Origin of the sequence: Gilliamella sp. B2969 (assembly GCF_026536195.1) — a bacterium.
Lineage (GTDB): Bacteria > Pseudomonadota > Gammaproteobacteria > Enterobacterales > Orbaceae > Gilliamella.
Genome location: NZ_JAFNOP010000006.1, coordinates 103,243 through 122,553 on the forward strand (window position 1 = coordinate 103,243; position 19,311 = coordinate 122,553).

At 36.3% G+C, this 19,311-nt stretch carries 17 protein-coding genes and 1 tRNA gene; 7 read left to right on the forward strand and 11 right to left on the reverse strand.

From position 1 onward, the window contains the following. Positions 1 to 143: 143 nt before the first annotated feature. Positions 144 to 392 carry a hypothetical protein gene (locus tag J3U66_RS06880; protein ID WP_065634191.1) on the forward strand — a complete coding sequence of 83 codons (249 nt, stop codon included), beginning with the start codon at positions 144 to 146 and terminating at the stop codon, positions 390 to 392. Positions 393 to 749: 357 nt separating this feature from the next. Here J3U66_RS06880 and J3U66_RS06885 read toward each other — a convergent pair. Next, positions 750 to 821, reverse strand: a tRNA-Arg gene (locus J3U66_RS06885). 126 nt (positions 822 to 947) lie between these two features. Here J3U66_RS06885 and J3U66_RS06890 point away from each other — a divergent pair. Further along, positions 948 to 1,706, forward strand: a complete 759-nt coding sequence (locus J3U66_RS06890; RefSeq protein ID WP_267332988.1) for an MlaA family lipoprotein — start codon at positions 948 to 950, stop codon at positions 1,704 to 1,706. Between the two features lie 51 nt (positions 1,707 to 1,757). Here J3U66_RS06890 and J3U66_RS06895 read toward each other — a convergent pair whose 3' ends face one another. Both J3U66_RS06895 and J3U66_RS06900 read right to left on the reverse strand, forming a co-directional pair. Beyond that, positions 1,758 to 2,561, reverse strand: coding sequence for a TIGR03915 family putative DNA repair protein (locus J3U66_RS06895; protein ID WP_267332989.1), 804 nt, complete (start codon positions 2,559 to 2,561; stop codon positions 1,758 to 1,760). 3 nt (positions 2,562 to 2,564) lie between these two features. Beyond that, the gene (locus J3U66_RS06900; protein WP_267348511.1) at positions 2,565 to 3,830 is read right to left on the reverse strand and encodes a putative DNA modification/repair radical SAM protein; all 1,266 of its coding nucleotides are present in this window, start codon (positions 3,828 to 3,830) and stop codon (positions 2,565 to 2,567) included. Positions 3,831 to 4,133: 303 nt separating this feature from the next. On the opposite strand from J3U66_RS06900, the gene fabB reads away from it, so the two are divergent. Next, positions 4,134 to 5,345 carry a beta-ketoacyl-ACP synthase I gene (gene fabB, locus J3U66_RS06905; protein ID WP_267332991.1) on the forward strand — a complete coding sequence of 404 codons (1,212 nt, stop codon included), beginning with the start codon at positions 4,134 to 4,136 and terminating at the stop codon, positions 5,343 to 5,345. A 126-nt stretch (positions 5,346 to 5,471) separates the two neighbouring features. Here the strand turns inward: fabB and J3U66_RS06910 are convergent, their stop codons facing one another. The 8 genes from J3U66_RS06910 to fdrA all read right to left on the reverse strand — a co-directional run bounded on the left by J3U66_RS06910 (position 5,472) and on the right by fdrA (position 14,206). Continuing rightward, entirely contained in the window at positions 5,472 to 6,194 is a 723-nt protein-coding gene (locus J3U66_RS06910) for an amino acid ABC transporter ATP-binding protein (RefSeq protein ID WP_267332992.1), read from the reverse strand. Then, the gene (locus J3U66_RS06915) at positions 6,181 to 6,942 is read right to left on the reverse strand and encodes an amino acid ABC transporter permease (RefSeq protein ID WP_267332993.1); all 762 of its coding nucleotides are present in this window, start codon (positions 6,940 to 6,942) and stop codon (positions 6,181 to 6,183) included. The genes J3U66_RS06910 and J3U66_RS06915 overlap by 14 nt, the downstream gene beginning before the upstream one ends. A gap of 12 nt (positions 6,943 to 6,954) precedes the next feature. Then, the gene (locus J3U66_RS06920) at positions 6,955 to 7,737 is read right to left on the reverse strand and encodes a basic amino acid ABC transporter substrate-binding protein (protein ID WP_267348513.1); all 783 of its coding nucleotides are present in this window, start codon (positions 7,735 to 7,737) and stop codon (positions 6,955 to 6,957) included. Between the two features lie 355 nt (positions 7,738 to 8,092). Next, entirely contained in the window at positions 8,093 to 9,328 is a 1,236-nt protein-coding gene (locus tag J3U66_RS06925; protein WP_267332995.1) for a pyridoxal-phosphate-dependent aminotransferase family protein, read from the reverse strand. 55 nt (positions 9,329 to 9,383) lie between these two features. Continuing rightward, complete coding sequence (allS, locus tag J3U66_RS06930; protein ID WP_267332996.1) at positions 9,384 to 10,307, reverse strand: HTH-type transcriptional activator AllS; 924 nt, start codon at positions 10,305 to 10,307, stop codon at positions 9,384 to 9,386. Between the two features lie 3 nt (positions 10,308 to 10,310). Beyond that, positions 10,311 to 11,264 carry a DUF2877 domain-containing protein gene (locus J3U66_RS06935; RefSeq protein ID WP_267348515.1) on the reverse strand — a complete coding sequence of 318 codons (954 nt, stop codon included), beginning with the start codon at positions 11,262 to 11,264 and terminating at the stop codon, positions 10,311 to 10,313. 3 nt (positions 11,265 to 11,267) lie between these two features. After that, positions 11,268 to 12,524 (reverse strand): DUF1116 domain-containing protein, encoded by a 1,257-nt coding sequence (locus J3U66_RS06940; RefSeq protein WP_267332998.1) that lies wholly within the window; start codon positions 12,522 to 12,524, stop codon positions 11,268 to 11,270. Between the two features lie 14 nt (positions 12,525 to 12,538). Beyond that, entirely contained in the window at positions 12,539 to 14,206 is a 1,668-nt protein-coding gene (fdrA, locus tag J3U66_RS06945) for an acyl-CoA synthetase FdrA (RefSeq protein ID WP_267332999.1), read from the reverse strand. Between the two features lie 482 nt (positions 14,207 to 14,688). Between fdrA and allC the strand changes: the two genes are divergently transcribed. The 4 genes from allC (at position 14,689) to J3U66_RS06965 (ending at position 19,278) form a co-directional block, all read left to right on the forward strand. Beyond that, the gene (gene allC / locus J3U66_RS06950) at positions 14,689 to 15,915 is read left to right on the forward strand and encodes an allantoate deiminase (RefSeq protein ID WP_267348517.1); all 1,227 of its coding nucleotides are present in this window, start codon (positions 14,689 to 14,691) and stop codon (positions 15,913 to 15,915) included. 12 nt (positions 15,916 to 15,927) lie between these two features. Next, entirely contained in the window at positions 15,928 to 17,175 is a 1,248-nt protein-coding gene (locus J3U66_RS06955) for an MFS transporter (protein WP_267348519.1), read from the forward strand. A gap of 137 nt (positions 17,176 to 17,312) precedes the next feature. Continuing rightward, positions 17,313 to 18,092, forward strand: coding sequence for a (S)-ureidoglycine aminohydrolase (gene allE / locus J3U66_RS06960; protein ID WP_267333002.1), 780 nt, complete (start codon positions 17,313 to 17,315; stop codon positions 18,090 to 18,092). 283 nt (positions 18,093 to 18,375) lie between these two features. After that, positions 18,376 to 19,278 carry a carbamate kinase gene (locus tag J3U66_RS06965; RefSeq protein ID WP_267343887.1) on the forward strand — a complete coding sequence of 301 codons (903 nt, stop codon included), beginning with the start codon at positions 18,376 to 18,378 and terminating at the stop codon, positions 19,276 to 19,278. Positions 19,279 to 19,311: the final 33 nt, after the last annotated feature.

Sequence of the window (19,311 nt, forward strand, 5' to 3'; positions counted from 1 at the left end):
AACATCTGTTTAATAACACATTTGATATATTTTAATTATAATATTTATTAATAGATATAGTGATAACAACACTTACTTTATAAATTAAAGGAAATTTTATGAAAATAGTTATCAAAACAATTATATTAATTCTGATTCCATTTATGCTACAGGCAAAACCCGATGTGTCAAAAATCTATGGAAAAATAAAATTTGTTGATTCATTCCCCGATTACAGGGTGAAAGTCGTGAAAAGTTTTCCCGATCTGCGGGTCAAAAAAACGAATGGTTTTGCAAATAAACCCGGAGAGTGGAAAATAGTCGATAGTTTTCCAAATTACAAAATACAGATAGTCGATTCTTTTCCTGATTTTACTATTCAGTATGTCGATTCGTTTCCTGGAGTTAAATAATAATTAATCGGATAGTTAAACGAATCTATTTTAACTTAATAAAAAATAAAAATTTACAGTGCCACGTAAATAACAGTTATATCCTTGTACAAATAAATAGCTATTTTTTGGCTATTTCATGCTAAATAATATAACAGTTCAATTAGAGCGATTTTAGTTATCGGATATATATTAGAGGATTGAAATCGAGAAAAAGTAGACTCGACTGACCCATCAATATTGAGTGCTTTTATATGCATAAATCCTTGTAATATAGGATATTATATAATTTAGTCAGTCGTTGAGGTTCTATTTAGATTTTATCGTAAAACTTTCAATAAAAACGCTTTTTAAAATCGTTATATTCTTATCAAAATTTGACCCCAGCAGGAATCGAACCTGCAATTAGCCCTTAGGAGGGGCTCGTTATATCCATTTAACTATGAGGTCACAGCGGCGTGTATTTTAATAAATTTATATCAATAATACCAATTAAATAACGAAAAATTTTCTATTTTAAGTAAACATGATACAATCGCAGCATCTCTAATCTTATATTATTTTGTCGAAGATATTATGAAAAAAAGAATCGTTGGCATGATGTTTTCTGTAATGGCGCTTACTAGTTGTGCAACTTATCAACCAGAAACCAATACCTATAGTGATCCATTATCAGGATTTAATAAAGCGATGTTCAATGTAAACTACTACGCGCTTGACCCCTATGTTTTACGCCCTGCCGCTGTTGTATGGAAAGATTATGTCCCTACGCCTATGCGAAAAGGGATAGTTAATGTGTCATCAAACCTTTCCGAACCAGCATCGATGGTAAACAACCTTTTACAAGGAGATGTGCATAAAGCTGGTACACATTTAGCTCGATTCTTTTTGAATACTGTTTTTGGTGTTGCAGGTCTTTTTGATGTTGCAAGTATGGTCGAACCCCAATTACAAAAAGGCAATAAACGTACTTTTGGTGATGTATTAGGTCATTACGATGTTCCTTATGGTCCTTACGTTGTGTTACCTTTCTATGGTTCAGCGACATTACGTGAAGAAGGCGGAGGATTAGTTGATACCCTTTATCCCCCACTAGTTTGGTTAGATTGGCAATGGGCGTTAGTACGAGGTGTGTTTGATGGTATTGAAGCGCGTGCTGTCGCTATTCAATATGAAGATCTTATTAAAAATAGTGATGACCCATACAATTTTATGCGTAATGCTTACTTCCAACGTAATGACTTTATTGCCTCGGGCGGCAAAGTGGACGAAGAAAAGCAACAGCAACGTGAAGAGAGTATTAACAGCTTTATTAACGATATTGATTCACAATAGCCATTTTCACTATTACCAAATAATGAAACCGCCGCTAACATTGGCGGTTTTTTATTTACCTTTCATTTCAGGTAGATATTGCCAAAATCGTTTTGGCATCTGTTGACGTTGCAATTTAGGATTCACTCTTTCTTTAATAGTTAGCGCGTTACAATAACGCAGCCACATGGTTTGGAATAGTTGTTCATCTTTAGTCATATAATCTTGATTGATCATACTGTTAACAACGATATCTTCATGATTAGCTAGCGAGATTCGTTCAATCTTTTCAAGATTATAAAAATAGCCATATTGCCGCTTCTCATCATAAATCGCCCATTTTTGATCCGCATAACGATCTTGAAAAAAATTTAACACTAAGGGTAATGCATTATAAATGGGTGCAATGACCGCAAAATAAATTTTTTCACTTAAACTATTTTCACTGGCGCTTATTGGATTATTTATCGCATTAAATCGTACAAACTGCACTAAATGATGCTTTTCGCGACTCACTTTTTTAGCGATATCATGCACAGTTAGCACATCAGGATCGCCAAAATCGGTCTCAATTGAATGTGTTGATTGAAAAACTTTACAGATATAGCGCAAAATAATTAAGTCACTTTCAGGAAGTTCAGATAACCAAACATACAACAACTGATTAAGTGCGATTTTGGAAATTTTTTTTTCGAGTGCTAGTTGTACCCGTTCGTATTTGCTATTACGAAATTCAACTACATGCGTTTCTGACGCTAATAAAGGGGCTACATCGCCTTCAAGCAATAAACACTCTGGCATTTTTTTTAACTTGAATATGTCAAACACGGCACAAAGTAACCCTTCAAAAGTTTTGTCATAATAAAAGACTATCATCAACTAAAACCCCATGACTAATTGCTGAGGTAAAGAAGCGGCTTTCGCTTCTAACAAAGGCGGTTCTTGTAAAGAAAGACGAATATATTCAGCTGAAGAGTCGAGTAACTTGAATTCTCGCATCTCATGACAAATGATAAAAAACTGTGCACGCTTCAAAACTACCCCTATGCGTTTAAGTGCTGCTAAATTAAGTTTTCGATGGCGCCTTGCCATAACAATAAGTTTGGCCGATTTAACACCAATACCGGGAACGCGTAAAATTTTTTGATAGCTATCGTAATTAATATCTACCGGAAAAAATTGTGGATTACGTATTGCCCACGATAATTTAGGATCAACTGTCAAATCGAGATCCGGATAACTGTCATTCACAATCTCATCCACATTAAAACCATAAAAACGCAAAAGCCAGTCAGCTTGATACAATCGATTTTCGCGAACTCTAGGCACGTCTTGTAATACAGGTAACCTTTTATCATAGCTATTTACTGGCACAAATCCTGAATAGTAAACACGCTTCATGCTGGGTCTTTTATATAACTTAGCGGTCAATTGTAAGATTTGATTATCCGATTCATCCGTTGCGCCAATAATCAGTTGGGTACTTTGACCTGCGGGTACAAATTTGGGAGTCGATTTTATTCTTTTACGATCTTCCACATTTTCCAATAGATTTTGTTGGATATGGCGCATGGGTTGATAAATGGTTTGATGATCTTTGTCTGGTGCCAATAATTTAAGATTTTTTTCTGTTGGAATTTCTAAATTAACACTCATTCGATCAACTAATAATCCAGCTTGTTTAATCAAATCATTACTTGCTCCGGGTATCGCTTTCATATGAATATAACCATTAAAATCATATTCTTTACGCAAAATGGTAACAACTTTGATCATTTTTTCCATTGTATGGTCAGGGCTTCTAACAATACCGGAACTTAAAAATAGCCCTTCTATATAGTTACGACGATAAAATTCTATTGTTAATTGGGCTAACTCTTTCGGGGTAAAACCCGCTCTTGGAATATCATTACTCTGTCGATTAATACAGTAAGCACAATCAAACATACAGTAATTAGTCAACATAATTTTAAGCAATGCAACACATCGACCATCGGCGGTAAAAGTATGACAAATACCTCGACTATGAGCATTACCAATACCTTTATGTTTATTTGATCGAGAACTGCCGCTCGAAGCACAAGAAACATCATATTTAGCTGATTCTGCTAATATTTCAAGTTTATTAATCATTTTGTCATTCATAGCACACCACAATAACTGTTTTTATATACAGTATTATAAGGATTATATTATTGTGTGCAACAATTTAATAATGGTTAATTTTATTTGATCTACCTCATCAGATCAGTAAATTCATCATAATTATTGTCTAAACAACCGGAATGAAAAACGTAGAGTTAATCACGCTTTGTGATGAAAACGGATTATTATCTTTCATCAGCTTAAATAAAATAGATAATAAGGTATTGTTCAGCTTACAAGTGTACGCTATAATCACATCAATTTTTCATATGAAGCCAGATAATTTTAGGAGTAAAGCATTAAATGAAACGTGTTGTAATTACTGGGTTAGGTATTCTATCAAGTATCGGTAACAATACTAAAGAAGTTCTAGAATCATTAAAAGTAGGTCGAAGCGGCATTACTTTTTCACAAGAAATGAAAGATAGCGGAATGCGTAGCCATGTATGTGGAAATGTAAAACTAGATACAACAGGATTAATCGATCGTAAAATTGTTCGCTTTATGAATGATGCTTCTATTTATGGTTATTTAGCTTTACAACAAGCTATAGAAGATGCCAAATTAACCCCTGAACAAGTATCAAATCCTCGCACTGGTCTTATTGCGGGCTATGGTGGTTCAACTAAAACGCAATATAATGTTGTTGCAGGTATGAAAGAAAAAGGGTTACGTGGAGTAGGTCCTTATGCGGTAACAAAATCAATGTCATCGGCAATTTCTGCATGTTTAGCAACGCCATTTAAGATTAAAGGGGTAAGTTATTCCATGACTTCTGCTTGTGCAACATCAGTACACTGTATTGGTCATGCGGCTGAATTAATTCAATTGGGCAAACAAGATATTGTTTTTGCTGGTGGTGGTGAGGAACTCTGTTGGGAAATGTCTTGCGAATTTGATGCAATGGGTGCCCTTTCAACCAAATATAATGATACGCCAGAAAAAGCATCGAGAGCCTATGATGCAAACCGTGATGGTTTTGTTATCGCAGGTGGCGCCGGTATGGTAGTTGTTGAAGAGTTAGAACATGCGCTTGCGCGTGGTGCACATATCTACGGCGAACTAGTCGGTTATGGTGCGACTTCGGATGGTTATGACATGGTTGCACCATCTGGTGAAGGCGCTATGCGTTGTATGCAGCTTGCTATTCAAGATTTAGACGTCCCTGTTGATTATATCAATACTCATGGTACTTCAACACCAGTTGGTGATGTTAAAGAGCTTTGGGCAATCAAACAAGTGTTTGGTGACAATATTCCAGCTATTTCTTCCACAAAATCAATGACAGGTCACTCATTAAGCGCCACCGGTGCACAAGAGTTAATTTATTCACTATTAATGCTAGAGCATGGTTTTATTACACCAAGCATTAATATTGATGAACTTGATGAAGCCGCTATTGGTATGAATATCATTACTGAACCGACTGAACGTGAACTGACAACTGTTATGTCAAATAGTTTTGGTTTTGGTGGAACTAATGCTTCAATTGTGATGAAAAAATATAAAGCATAATTTAGCTGCTTGCTAAAAACTAAACTAAAAACCGTTCAACTTAGAACGGTTTTTTTATTTAAGGTGGCGATAGATAAGCGTAAATAAAATTATCACATCACGTTTAGTGCCTTTTATTTTCAAGTTTTATAGAACTTTACTTAAAAATAACTGTGTTCGTTCATTTTGTGGATGATTAAAGATTTGATCGGGTGAACCTTGTTCTTGAATAATGCCCTGATCAATAAAAATCACCCGAGTAGACATTTCTTTAGCAAAGCCCATTTCATGAGTCACAACAATCATTGTCATGCCCTCTTGCGCAAGTGATTTCATGACCGCTAAAACTTCACCGACTAATTCGGGATCAAGCGCCGAAGTTGGTTCATCAAATAACATTACTTTAGGATCCATCATAAGTGCTCTAGCAATAGCCACGCGCTGCTGTTGTCCACCGGAAAGTTGACTTGGATAAGCATCAATTTTATCAATCAACCCGACTTTGGTTAACAACTTCTCCGCTTTGCTAATCGCCAGATCTTTGGGCATCTTTTTCACGTCTCTAGGTGCTAAAATAAGATTTTCCAGTACTGTCATATGTGGAAAAAGATTAAAGCGCTGAAACACCATCCCTACTGATTCTCGTAATTGATTAATATTGGTTTTAGGATTGTGCACTTTAAAACCATTAACTTCAATTTCACCTGATGTAATATCTTCCAATCCATTGATGCATCGTAAAAAAGTGCTTTTACCTGAACCAGATGGACCAATTACCGAGATCACTTCTTTTTCTTGAATATCACACGAAATACCACGTAACACATGGATATCACCAAATTGCTTTTGTAGATTTTTAATGTGAATCACTTTTGCTCAACCTTTTTTCTAAATATTTAACCAGTAGCGATAGCAAGGATGTCATTATCCAATAAACCAAAGATATGACGAGGTAGGGCTCAGTATATGAGCCATAAGCCGCACCAGACGTTCTTGCAGCGAAAGCTAAATCAGCCAGACCAATAGCTGCACCAAGGGAAGAATCTTTCAAAATAGCAATAGCATTATTACCTAGAGGTGGTAACATTCGTCGAAAAGCTTGGGGTAATATCACCTTTCGCATGGTACTGCCATATCCCATACCTAATGAACGTGCAGCTTCCATTTGTCCTTTATCAATCGACTCAATCCCTGCCCTAAAAATTTCTGATATATAAGCACCAGCATTTAAAGTAATGGCTGTAACGCATGAAATAAATGCACCATATTGAGATCGTAAAAAGCGAGCGGTATCAACCGAAATCAAGTTATCCGATACAAGCAAACCATCTCGTGGGTTAATTAACAAAGGCATAAGGACAAAGTGAACGACCATAATTTGCACAAATAATGGCGTACCACGAAAAGCACTAACATATATTCTAACCGGCCATTGTACACAAAAATATAATGTATATTTCCAAACCCCATATTTTGCTGAAGCAGTGCGACCAATACCTAGCAATAATCCCCATAATGTACCTAAAATGACACAAAACAGCGTACATTCAATAGTCATTTTTGCCCCTTCTATAAATAAGGGCAAGTACTCATTAATTATTTCCCAATTAAACGCCATAAAAAATCCACATTATTCTTTATCGGTTAAAGGTAACGTTGGAACATTATTATCAAACCATTTTGAATAAATGTTGGCATAAGTGCCATTATCGATAATTTTTTTCAGTCCTTGGTTAATCATATTGCGCAATTTATCATTACCTTTTGCAACAGCAATACCAAAATATTGCGGCTCAAAATTTTGATCAGAAATCAGATTAAACTCTTTACCGGGATGCATTTTGATATAAAACTTAACGACACCAACATCGCCAATAGCAGCATTAATGCCTTCTTCATATAATTCTTGCAGTAACAAAGGTGTGTTATCAAAACGTTTAATTGACGTACTGTTTTTTCCTAATACTTTAGATACAACCACATCAGCTGTACTACCATTAACAACACCAACAGAATGAGAGCTCAAATCAGCGATAGATGTGATTTTCGACCCTTTTTGAGTCACAATAACTTGCTCAGCAGGAAAATAAGGTAAAGAAAAATCAACAGAATTTTTACGTTTTTCGGTAATGGTAATACCTGAAATGATAATATCGCGTTCACCATTATCTAAGGTAGCAAAAATACCTTCCCATGGTGTATTAATTAATTTAATTTTAAAATGTTGAACATCTGCAATGGCTTTAATTAAATCGATATCAAACCCTTCAAGTTGTTTTGCGCTATTTTCGTACTCAAATGGTCGATATGTACCGCCCGCTCCGACTACATAAGTTGGCTCATCTGCATACGAAAAACTGGTTGTTAATAAAATGACAATACTAAAAATGAGTGAAAAAAAAGATTTGATCATTGTTTATCCTGCCTTGAAATAAATGGGGAAAAATATAATAACTTTTGAACAAAATATTGCAACACTATATTAGAGCGTATTAACAAATAACGTTAATAGTTATAATAGAGTACTGCGTTTTTTTACTGATTAATCACAATCACTAGCAAAAAATTTTCTAGCACAACCAACGCTTTGGTAATGCATTACAACTACATTAAATCAATTAATAATAATTTAAAAACATGATGTGATTAACATTTTGTTTTAATGATTTATTTTGACTACTGTTAAACTCATTTTTTAGTATTAAATAAAGTAGAGCTAAACATAAAAAAGCTCACAAATGTGAGCTTATTATTATACTATTGATTGATTAATGATTCTGATAGATATCCCAAGCAGCCTGTAATCCAGCACCTTGGGTTGTTTTAAAGCCTACACGGTTTAAGACAGCTTCAAATGCAGTTAACGTTTGCATTACACATTGCTTTCTAGCGTTATATCCCATAGTACCAATACGCCATACATTACCTTTAAGTGGACCAAAAGATGCGCCAATTTCAATGCCAAAATCATTTAACATGAGGTTTCGGACTTCTAGATCATTAATATGTTCTGGTTTTTTAACCCCAACCACATTATTCATTTTATGAGAAATATCACCAAATAGCTCAAGTCCCATAGCTTGTAATCCTGCAACCATTGCCGCACCATTAACACGGTGACGCTCAATAACATTGTCTAATCCTTCTTGTAAAACAATGCGCGCACATTCTCGGGCAGCATAAAGCATCGATGTTGCTTCAGTATGATGATTGATACGTTCAGCCCCCCAATAACGGATGATCATGTCAATATCGAAATAGTTAGAATAAATAATTTCGTCACTACCACTGCTGTCGCCATCTGCTCGAATACCCAATTCCACACATTTTCGTGCTTGAATGATATCAACCATTTGTGGGCTTAACGTTAATGGAGCAACACCAGGAGGGCCACTAAGACATTTTTGTAAGCTGACCGAAACACCATCTAACTGCCATTTATCGACTTCAAGTTCATTACCAACAATAGATGCAGTGGCATCAACATAAGATAATACGCCATGCCGACGACAAATTTCACCAATCTTATCTAATGGTTGCAACAATGTCGTTGAGGTATCACCTTGTACGCAAAGTAATAAGCGAGGTTTGATTTTTTTAATGGCATCTTCAATCACATTTGGATCAAAAACTTCACCCCATGGGACTTCAATGGTATGCACCTCTGCTCGGCAACGGTGAGCTATTTCACAAAGTAATAAACCGAAACGACCAAAAACAGGCACTAAAACTTTATCACCAGGACGAATGGTAGAAACAAGCACCGCTTCAATACCTGCACGAGCGGTACCATCAATAACAAATGTTTGCTCATTTTTAGTTTTGAAAATTTCTCGATAAAGTTCCATGGTTTGATTCATATAATCAGTCATAACAGGATCAAATTGACCAATTAATGGAGCAGCCATTGCTCTTGTCACGCGTGGATCTGCGTTAATTGGACCAGGACCCATAAGTAACCGCGTAGGCGGATTAATTTGATCATATTTGTTTAGGTCTAACATTTATTTTTTCCTTTGTTTATATTTAATTATTTCAATAATCACACGGCATAGTGATTTATCGTTTTTTATCAATATTTTTTAAAAAATTATTTGCTAAAGGATGATGAAATTTGAATAAATTAACAATTTCACTCATAACCTTTCCCATATGAGCTTTTTTCCAAGCTAGTGATAATGGAGAGGGTTTTCGTTCGTTAACCACTTGGCAAGCAATTAAATCGCCTGAATCTAAATAGGGTTGGCAAATCGATTTTGGTAAAAATCCAATGCCAAGACCTTTTAAATGACAAGCTAATTTGGTCGAAATATTCGGTACAATAATTTCTGATTGACTCGGTAATAACCAAGCTACGCGTTTATTCATATGTACTGAAGTATCTTCAACGTTAATGGCTGGGAATTTTCGTAATGATTCATTAGATAATGGCCCCTCAATTTGTGTTACCGGATGATTTTTAGCGGCAACAAAAATCCAACTTACTTCGCCTAACGGAAAAATATTGATCATATTATCTAGCGATTCAGTACCGGTAGCACCAATCGCAAGATGGCATTCGCCATGCAATAATGAATCCCAAACCCCCATATAAACTTGGCGAGTAAAGTTAAAATTGGTAAAAGGGAATTTCTCTTTTAAATGGGCCAACAATTCTGTTACGGCTTCAACATCATATAATAAATTATTAATTGTTACATTGACTTTACGCTCAACACCATCACGGATTTGCTGGAGCTCATCGGGCATGGTCGATAACCAAAGCAACCATTGACTACAATGTTCATAAAGATGTTGACCTGCCAAGGTAAGCGAAACCGATCGCGTGGTCCGTTCAAATAATTGGGTATTTAAGTCAGTTTCTAATGATTTAATGCGATAACTAATTGCTGCTGGCGTTTTATAAAGTAATTTAGCCGCCTTTGAAAAACTATTACATTCAACGACTTTGGTAAATGTTCGCATTGTTTCAGTATCTAACATGATTCAATCCTCTAAAATAAAACGATCAATGCCTAACCACATACCAAGTAAAAGATCAGCGCCAGAGGTATGACCATAATTTAATAATTTATTTATTGATGAATGATCTAACCTATTTTGGTTAAGCGCCTTAACCATCTGTAGTACTAATAACGAAAACTTACCTTCTAATGCATAATTGAGAAAAGATGCACTAATTAACGTTGTTAAAGAATTTAAAGATAACGCTGACAAGCCATGCTTTAGTTGACTTAATTTACCGACAAAACGAACATCGCTTGAAATGACCGCGAGAATCCCCACTAAAATATCATCCATACTAGGTGTTAAACCTGGGCCTAAACCGATAAATGGTGTAATGTCAACAACTTGTCCATCCATCAATTGTTTAATTTTACCACACAATAAATCAAGTTGCGGTGGCGATTTATCAATAATATTATCTTTCAAATTGCCAAACAATCCAGTCGGATAATCGACGTGTTGTAATAGCTGTACAATAGACTGTTTATTGAAACTCAGCTTTTCATCACGTTTGATTTGCAAATGACATTTATGAGTATGATTCATGATTAAAATATCACCGCAAATCAAATCACCATTCATGAGTTGATCTATTTTGAATTCATTGTTTAATAAAACCGATTTAATATAATCAAAATCTTCAGATTTAAGCACCCACCCCATTGGTGATATGCCACTTGCATATCGATGAAGCGCAATTAACTGCTGATGCGTATTAATTAAATTAATCGTGTGCTGATGTAAACTAAATAACGATAAAGCACCTTCGATTGTTGGCGCATGCGCACTAACAAGCAAAGGCTTAATTTTATGTAAGTAATTTTGATTCGATAACATGCAGCTATAACGATTTTTCAGCGTAAAACTCGAGTTTAATAAGCAATTATCAATATGTTGATTTAATCGATTGCCATTAGCATGCATAATGTTCATAAATTATACTTCGAGCTTTTTAGCCAGTGCTTCTAGTGCTTTTTCAAAACAAGCTAACGGTGCACGCACTGTTCCTGCGCCAATTTGACCAACACCTGCCTTTTTATGAGCAATACCGGTATTGATTAATGGTGTGATTCCTGTTTCAACAATTCGGCGTATATCTAATGCCATACAGCAGCCCTGAAAATTCCAAGATGGTATTTGAAATAGCATGTTATGTTCTAAAAATATTTCGCTCATCTCTTCTGATACCTCATACGCAACATCAGCACCACCAGCACCAACAAATCGCGTAACACCTGGCGCAGCAACCATTGCGGCGCCTCCAATACCAAAAGTTTCAGTTATAGCACTGTCACCAATATCGGGATTAGCATCTTGCTGTGAATAACCGGTAAAAAATAGTCCTTGAGGTGTATTTACTGGAGCGGTAAACCACTGATCACCAAGACCACTAACTTTAATACCAAAATCTTTACCATTACGTGTCATCGCTGTAACAATAGTACCAGCTTGAATCTGGGCGGCACTATCCATTACGGATTTACAAAATGCCATTGCTAAATTCAAGAAAAATTGATCTGTGACACTTAAAAAATCAAAGATTTTTGCCATCTCTTCTTGACTACGTTTAAGTACAGCTAATTTTGGTGACAATGTACGTAATAATAATGCAGAAGCGGCAATATTACGTTGGTGAAATTCATCTCCCATAGTAATGGCTTGCGCCATCAATGCAGTTAAATCAATGCCTTTATCAAATAGTTTAAGTGCATCATTTAATGCTGGACCTAATGATTCTTTCATCCAACGATGACGATTTAAGACTTCTTCACCATAAGCACCAAAGCGCATGACTTTACCAATGCCTTCGTTCAAATTACAGTATGCTCGGTTACCATGAGTAACATTCTCAACAACAACCATTGGCATATTAGCAGAGGTAATTCCGCCCATTGGACCAACGGCATTGACTGAATGACAAGGAATAAATTCTACTTTACCTGACTGTAATAACTGTAAAGCTTCATTTTCGTCTTTCGCCCAACCTTCAAATAAACAGGCACCAATACAAGCACCTTGCATTGGTCCTGTCATATCAGTCCAAACAATAGGTGGGCCAGCATGCAATAATTTTTGTCCTTGTGCTAACGTTGGTACCGCTTCTTTTGCTGCAACTACGCCAATCCAATGAGGCCTAGCCGCTTTAATTCGTTCAATAATAGCTTGATTTGCTTCATTTATTGATGTATTCATATTGTCAAAACCTCTTAATTTAATTTCTTCAAAATAGCCGCTAATTTTTGATTACCACCCGCTACTGGTGCCCATTGATAATGCACAACAGGCACATTCGATGCTTGAAGATCGTCAGCAAAGCCTCTAAGACCTGCATTAATCACACTAATATGATCAAGTAATGGGTACTGTTTTAACGAACGTATTTGCTTTAATGGTGAAATGAGTTTTTTTGCCAATAAAATTGCTTCCGGTAAATTGTCCATTACCACAATATTGGCAGCTTTTAAGGCATCAATCTGCTTGCTACGGCATTGTGGATCTTGCTCAGAACCGGTTACAGTAACAATGGCAATTAAAGGATTATCAGCAGCACGTTTAGCACACGCTTTTTGATAACCAGTAATAATGGATTCGGCAGGGTTAGTATTAGCGCCATAGCCAATAACCAAATCCAATAATAGAACACCAACACTTGTGTTATCACCTAACTGACAAATTTCTTGTTCACGAATTGAAGGATCAATCATTGGATGTGGGCGACCTACAGTATAAAAATCATCACCAAGATCAATTATCTTATGACCATTTTGCGCTAACATGATGCCTTTATCATGATTTTTGCTAACCGCTAAGCCAAGCTCGTGAGCAAGTAACATCGCCGCTTCTGAAGCTAATGTGCCGCCAGTATATAAACCTAAAATAGAACGATGTTCCGCATGACTTAATTGAGTTGCACTTGCTTCTACTTTAGCTAATAAACATGATAATCGCGCCGCTTCATCCAATGTTCTGGCAAAATAAATGTTTTCATCTTGTGGTTTATCTATGTTAGAACCTAAAAATATTGCAACAATTGGCTTGTTAATCAACTTCATGGCAGAAATCACTTTTTTACGCACACTTTCTGCTGGTGGCTTAGAAATAAACGTGATCACCTGTGTTGCCTGATCCGCAGCTAGCATATCTAACGCAGTTAACGCACTAATGCCACCGACTTCTTGAGATAAATCCCGCCCACCCAAACCAATAGCTTGAGTAATCCCTTGATTTAATAAGGCAATTTGTGAAATAACTTCTTGAATACCTGTTCCAGATGCACCAATTACACCAATATTTCCCTTTGGAATGACATTGGCAAAAGCTAAAGGTGCACCAGCAATAATGGCAGTACCGCAGTCGGGTCCCATTACAATCAAATCTTTTTCTGACGCTTTGGTTTTCAAGCGAATTTCATCATCAAGTGAGACATTATCCGAAAATATCATCACATTTTTATTATCATCCAAAGCTTGTTCAGCCAACCCAGCAGCATACTCACCGGCTATAGAAATAAGCACCAAATTAGCATCAGGCAATTTTTGATTAGCGCTAGCAAAACGTCTTGCTTTGAGTAATTTACGCCCGCCTTGCTGTTGCTGCGCAATATTTTTTAACGCATCTTCCAATTGTTCACTAATCAACGCCACCACATTACAAGAATTATCATGGGTTTTAATGGCCACACAAATATCATTGGGTGTTGCTTCATTAAACATATCATCCCAAAAACCGGTTGCAGTAAGCAGCGATTTATTGGCTGGGGTACCCATCATGACGGAAACTTCATCAACTTCGTCAAGATTACTGAGTTTTTTTGAAATTAGCATTAAACTAACTGAATCTTGAAAGCTGCCTTTTTTTATAAAAGATTGAATCATGAGATTTGGCCTTTCAGTTATGAAAAAATTAAGTTCTGTTTAGATATAGACAATACTCACTTATTACTTATTGAGATACTTTCATAGACGGGAATGATTGATTTTACAGGTGGCATCCTGTTACCCGTTTTTGATAATTCTGATTGATAACAATAAATAGTATGACACTATCACATCTAATTTACAGATTGTATTTATATATTACGTAAAAAATAGTGAATAAATAGGTTGGATGTCACAAATTGACGATTAATCATAAAAAATAAAACATATTAAAATCAGTAACATAAATGATTATTAAAAAATTTTTTATAATACCAATTCATTAATTTAATTAAATTTTAAAAAAATAAAAAAGCTAGTTTGATCACATTATTATTTGCTATTAATAGTATGGTAGATGACAAATTCACTTTTAATGTGTTTCATTATATATAAAGACACTTAATGACAGTAACAAGTTGAACAACAGGTAAATACACATGAATATCTTATATGATGATGTTGCTAACGCAGTAGACTGGATATCTAGCTTTGGCGGATTAAAACAAGGTGGTACAACGCGCCTACTCTATAGCGCCGAATGGCTCGCTGCCCAAAATGCACTGAAACAAAGAATGACCGAAATTGGCATGCATAGCTATTTTGACGACATTGGAAATTTATATGGACGATTTGAAGGCAGTAAATACAAAAATGAAGTTATCATGTCAGGTTCGCATGTTGATACTGTTGTAAACGGTGGAAAACTTGATGGACAGTTAGGCATTATAGCGGCTTTACTTGCAATGCAATACCTGAAAGAAAACTATGGTCAACCACTACGCACATTAGAGTTAATCTCGATGGCAGAAGAAGAAGGTAGCCGTTTTCCTTACGTTTTTTGGGGCAGTAAAAATGTATTTGCTATTGCTAATCATCACGATGTCGAAACAATACAAGACAGCGAAGGCATAAAATTTGTTGATGCCATGCAAACATGTGGATTTAAATTCAATACTCAACCTGCACGCGACAATATTAAAGCGTTTTTAGAAATTCATATTGAACAAGGTGGCGTTCTAGAAAAAGAACAAAAAAGTATTGGTGTTGTAACCAGTATTGTAGGTCAACGACGTTATAACATTCGATTAGTTGGTGAAGCCAATCACGCCGGTACAACGCCTATGGGATATCGTAAAGATGCGGTGTATGCATTTAGTCGAATCTGTAATGAATCAATCAACAAAGCAATCAAAGTTGGTGATCCACTTGTGCTTACTTTTGGTCACGTAGAACCCAAACCAAATGTCGTCAATGTTGTACCTGGTGAAGTATTATTCAGTATGGATTGTCGTCATACGAATAAAGCCCAATTAGTTCAATTCACCGAAGAAATCGAAGCTGATATGCTGCGTATCGCCAACGAACTTGGTCTTGAAATCGACATAAATCGCTGGATGGATGAAGATCCGATCCCGATGGATAACAAGCTAATCAAAATGTTAGAAGCGATATGTAAAGAAGAAAAACTCAGTTATCGGGTAATGCACAGTGGTGCGGGTCATGATTCACAAATATTTGCGCCACGTGTGCCTACAGCAATGTTATTTGTGCCAAGCATTAAAGGTATTAGTCACAATCCTGCTGAAGATACAGACACAAAAGATTTAGTAGAAGGCATTAAAGCACTCACACACGCCCTATATAAATTAGCTTATCAAGAATAATAAGGAATTAACATGACCATAATAGAAAAAACGGGTGGAATTAAATACTGGCATAAAATCGTTGTATTATTATGCCTAGGTTGGACAGTTATGTGGATTTATCGCCCAGTATTAACCGCGATTTTTCCAGAAGTTCAACAAACTATAGGACCACAATCCAATACTGCTCTTGGACTCATTGCCAGTTGTTACTTCTTTGCCTACACCGCAATGCAAATACCCGCAGGTATGTTAGTTGATAAGTTTGGTAAAAAAGCGGTAGTTATCCCCGGCTTTTTACTCTTCACTATTGCTGCGTTAATGATCGGTAATGCTCATTCAATCACAATGATCTATATTGGTAGTTTGCTTGCTGGTTTAGGCTGTGGTTCTTATTATGGTTCGGCATGGTCACTTTCAGCTGAAAATATTCCGTCAGAGCACCGTGGCTTTGCATCAGCAATTATCAATACCGGCTCGGCTTTAGGTATGGGGATTAGTTTGTTAGCAACAAGCTTTTTAGTCAAATCATTAGGCATGCCATGGCAATACATGTTATACATAATTGCTGCATTGCTACTTTGTTTAGTTGCAGGTTTTGCAATTATTATTAAAGAACAACCGAAAATTAAACAAGCAAAACAACATGAAAATACCGCTAACACACGCTCTGCTGATCAAGTAGAATCACAAACACATAGCTTTTTTAGTAGTCAGATGGTTGCATCATATATCATGTATTTTGCCACATGCTATGGTTATTATATGATTGTCAGTTGGTTACCTAACTTTCTTGAAACAGAACGTGGTTTTACTGGTGGTAGCATTGGCTCTGCGTCTTCTTTAGTTGCATTTGCAGCTATTCCTGGGGCATTAATCATCAGTAAAATTTCTGATAAATACAGAAATAAACGCCTATTATTTATCATTGCACTTGAACTAATCGCCGCAGCAACATTACTAACTACAGTGCAATCAGCAACGATTACTTTCTTACTCGCTGGATTAGTTTTTTACGGTTTATTTGGTAAATTAACTGTAGAACCAATTCTGATTTCACATGTTGCCGAAACTGCCCCTAAAACCAATTATGGCACTTCGTTTGGCGTATTTAACTTTTTTGGTATGAGCTCGTCTGTTATCGCGCCACCATTAACTGGTTATTTAGCAGATTTTACCGGCACCAAAATTACCGGATTCTATGTGGCAATTGCTATTTTAATTGTTGCAACCGTGCTGTTCTTCCTTCTTAACATGCATAAAAGCGCAAATAACAATTAATAATCTGTGCCGATCATTATATTTATGATCGGCAACACACATTTTTCTAAACTAAGCTGTTTTTAATGGCGCGCTATTGTATTACCTAAAAAATAGTCAGCCGAAGTAAAAAATCAATATGTTCCAAGGAGATAATTATGGGATATATCAACAACAACACAGGTTACCCAAAAGACTTATTAGCATCAAGAGCAATTATTAAACGACAAAATTACGCGCTCATTCCGCCTGATGGATTGGTAAAAAATATCATTCCTGGTTTTGATAATTGTGACATCACCATTTTATCAACCCCTAAATTGGGCGCGTCATTTGTTGATTATTTAGTCACCATGCATAAAGATGGCAAAAACCTACAAGGATTTGGTGGTAAAGATCTTGAAGTTTTTGTCTATGTTATTCAAGGCGAAATAACCGCTAAAGCTGATCAACAACCGTTTCATTTACAAACAGGCGGCTATCTTTACTGTCCTTGCGGAGTAAAACTTTATTTACAAAATATGACCAGCTCATCTCGCCTATTCTTGTACAAAAGACGTTATACCCCGCTTGATGGATACCAAGCTCGGGTTGTTTCGAACCATGTTATCAATCTGGAAAATATTCATTATGAGAATATGGATAATGTATTTGTGCAAGACTTATTACCAAAAGAACTTGGCTTTGATATGAACTTTCATATTTTAACTTTCCAACCAGGCGCAAGTCATGGCTATATTGAAACTCATGTTCAGGAACATGGCGCGTATTTACTCAGTGGTGAAGGTATGTACTTGCTTGACAATGAGTGGATACCGGTCAAAAAAGATGACTATATTTTTATGGGCGCTTATGCATTGCAAGCTTGTTATGCCGTGGGTAAAGAGCCATTAAGTTATATTTATTCAAAAGATTGCCATCGTGATGTCGAAATTTAAAGCAGCGTACTATTTTGTTTCTGAAGCCAAATCGGTGAGCTGAGTTAAGCAACTACAGTTACCAAAACAATATCGATAGACGAATAAAGCGAATCTATGAATGACTAAGTAGGTAAATACATCATTAAAAACCAGGTCACTTTCTTATTCGGACAGTGACAAAAAAAGCGGTATTACCGCATTTAATTAGCTAAATATTAACAAGAAAACACAGTGAATGGCGAGTAAATGTGTTAATACTTTAAAACAATAAGCAATTTTAATAAATGATCAAGGATATCATATGGAACTGATTGTTATTGCATTAGGCGGCAATGCAATTTCTAAACGAAATGAACCACTATCAATAGAGAATCAATATCGAAACATTGATGCTACAACCCAGCTTATCGCAAAACTAGCGGGAAAATATAATTTAGTGATTGTGCATGGCAACGGCCCACAAGTAGGTTTATTAGCACTACAAAATGCGGCTTATACACAGGTTGCTGCCTACCCACTCGATATTCTGGTTTCCCAAACGCAAGGTATGCTCGGGTATATGATAGGTCGCAGTTTACAGCAACACGAACATGTTAAACATGTTGTCACCGTGCTGACCCAAGTTGAAGTTGATCCCAACGACCCTGCTTTTAAAGATCCTACCAAGTATATAGGACCAGTATATCAACCAGCGCAACAGAAACAGTTACAAACACAATATGGATGGCAATTTAAACAAGATGGACAGTATTTACGTCGAGTAGTGCCGTCCCCCAAACCGCAAAAAATCCTCGAAATCGATGCTATCAAACAATTACTTAACCAAGACACTATTGTCATTTGTAATGGCGGTGGCGGTATACCTGTCATTAAAAATCAACTTGGTTATCAAGGTATAGAAGCGGTTATCGACAAAGATCACAGTGCAGCGCAATTAGCCATACAACTTAAAGCTGATCATCTGATGATTTTAACTGATGCTGATGCGGTTTACGAAAATTGGGGCACACCACAACAAACCGCGCTACGCCATGTCAATGCTGAACGGTTAAAACCACTGGCAATTGAAGATGGCGCTATTGGTCCTAAAGTCAAATCTGTCATTGAATTTGTCGAACAAACCAGCAATACAGCCTATATCGGTACGCTAACGGATATAGAGTCCTTATTAGCGGGTACCAAAGGTACAATCATTACAAAATAAGATAACCAAACAGGTAAAACATATATTTAAGGG

What these genes read in the sequence shown, in the direction of transcription:
- J3U66_RS06965 (WP_267343887.1), top strand. Translation starts at nt 18,376, where the DNA reads ATGGAACTGATTGTTATTGCATTAGGCGGCAATGCAATTTCTAAACGA.
- J3U66_RS06935 (WP_267348515.1), bottom strand. Translation starts at nt 11,264, where the DNA reads ATGAACATTATGCATGCTAATGGCAATCGATTAAATCAACATATTGAT.
- J3U66_RS06955 (WP_267348519.1), top strand. Translation starts at nt 15,928, where the DNA reads ATGACCATAATAGAAAAAACGGGTGGAATTAAATACTGGCATAAAATC.
- J3U66_RS06920 (WP_267348513.1), bottom strand. Translation starts at nt 7,737, where the DNA reads ATGATCAAATCTTTTTTTTCACTCATTTTTAGTATTGTCATTTTATTA.
- fabB (WP_267332991.1), top strand. Translation starts at nt 4,134, where the DNA reads ATGAAACGTGTTGTAATTACTGGGTTAGGTATTCTATCAAGTATCGGT.
- J3U66_RS06940 (WP_267332998.1), bottom strand. Translation starts at nt 12,524, where the DNA reads ATGAATACATCAATAAATGAAGCAAATCAAGCTATTATTGAACGAATT.
- fdrA (WP_267332999.1), bottom strand. Translation starts at nt 14,206, where the DNA reads ATGATTCAATCTTTTATAAAAAAAGGCAGCTTTCAAGATTCAGTTAGT.
- J3U66_RS06890 (WP_267332988.1), top strand. Translation starts at nt 948, where the DNA reads ATGAAAAAAAGAATCGTTGGCATGATGTTTTCTGTAATGGCGCTTACT.
- allS (WP_267332996.1), bottom strand. Translation starts at nt 10,307, where the DNA reads ATGTTAGATACTGAAACAATGCGAACATTTACCAAAGTCGTTGAATGT.
- J3U66_RS06880 (WP_065634191.1), top strand. Translation starts at nt 144, where the DNA reads ATGCTACAGGCAAAACCCGATGTGTCAAAAATCTATGGAAAAATAAAA.
- allE (WP_267333002.1), top strand. Translation starts at nt 17,313, where the DNA reads ATGGGATATATCAACAACAACACAGGTTACCCAAAAGACTTATTAGCA.
- J3U66_RS06915 (WP_267332993.1), bottom strand. Translation starts at nt 6,942, where the DNA reads ATGGCGTTTAATTGGGAAATAATTAATGAGTACTTGCCCTTATTTATA.
- J3U66_RS06895 (WP_267332989.1), bottom strand. Translation starts at nt 2,561, where the DNA reads ATGATAGTCTTTTATTATGACAAAACTTTTGAAGGGTTACTTTGTGCC.
- J3U66_RS06900 (WP_267348511.1), bottom strand. Translation starts at nt 3,830, where the DNA reads ATGAATGACAAAATGATTAATAAACTTGAAATATTAGCAGAATCAGCT.
- allC (WP_267348517.1), top strand. Translation starts at nt 14,689, where the DNA reads ATGAATATCTTATATGATGATGTTGCTAACGCAGTAGACTGGATATCT.
- J3U66_RS06925 (WP_267332995.1), bottom strand. Translation starts at nt 9,328, where the DNA reads ATGTTAGACCTAAACAAATATGATCAAATTAATCCGCCTACGCGGTTA.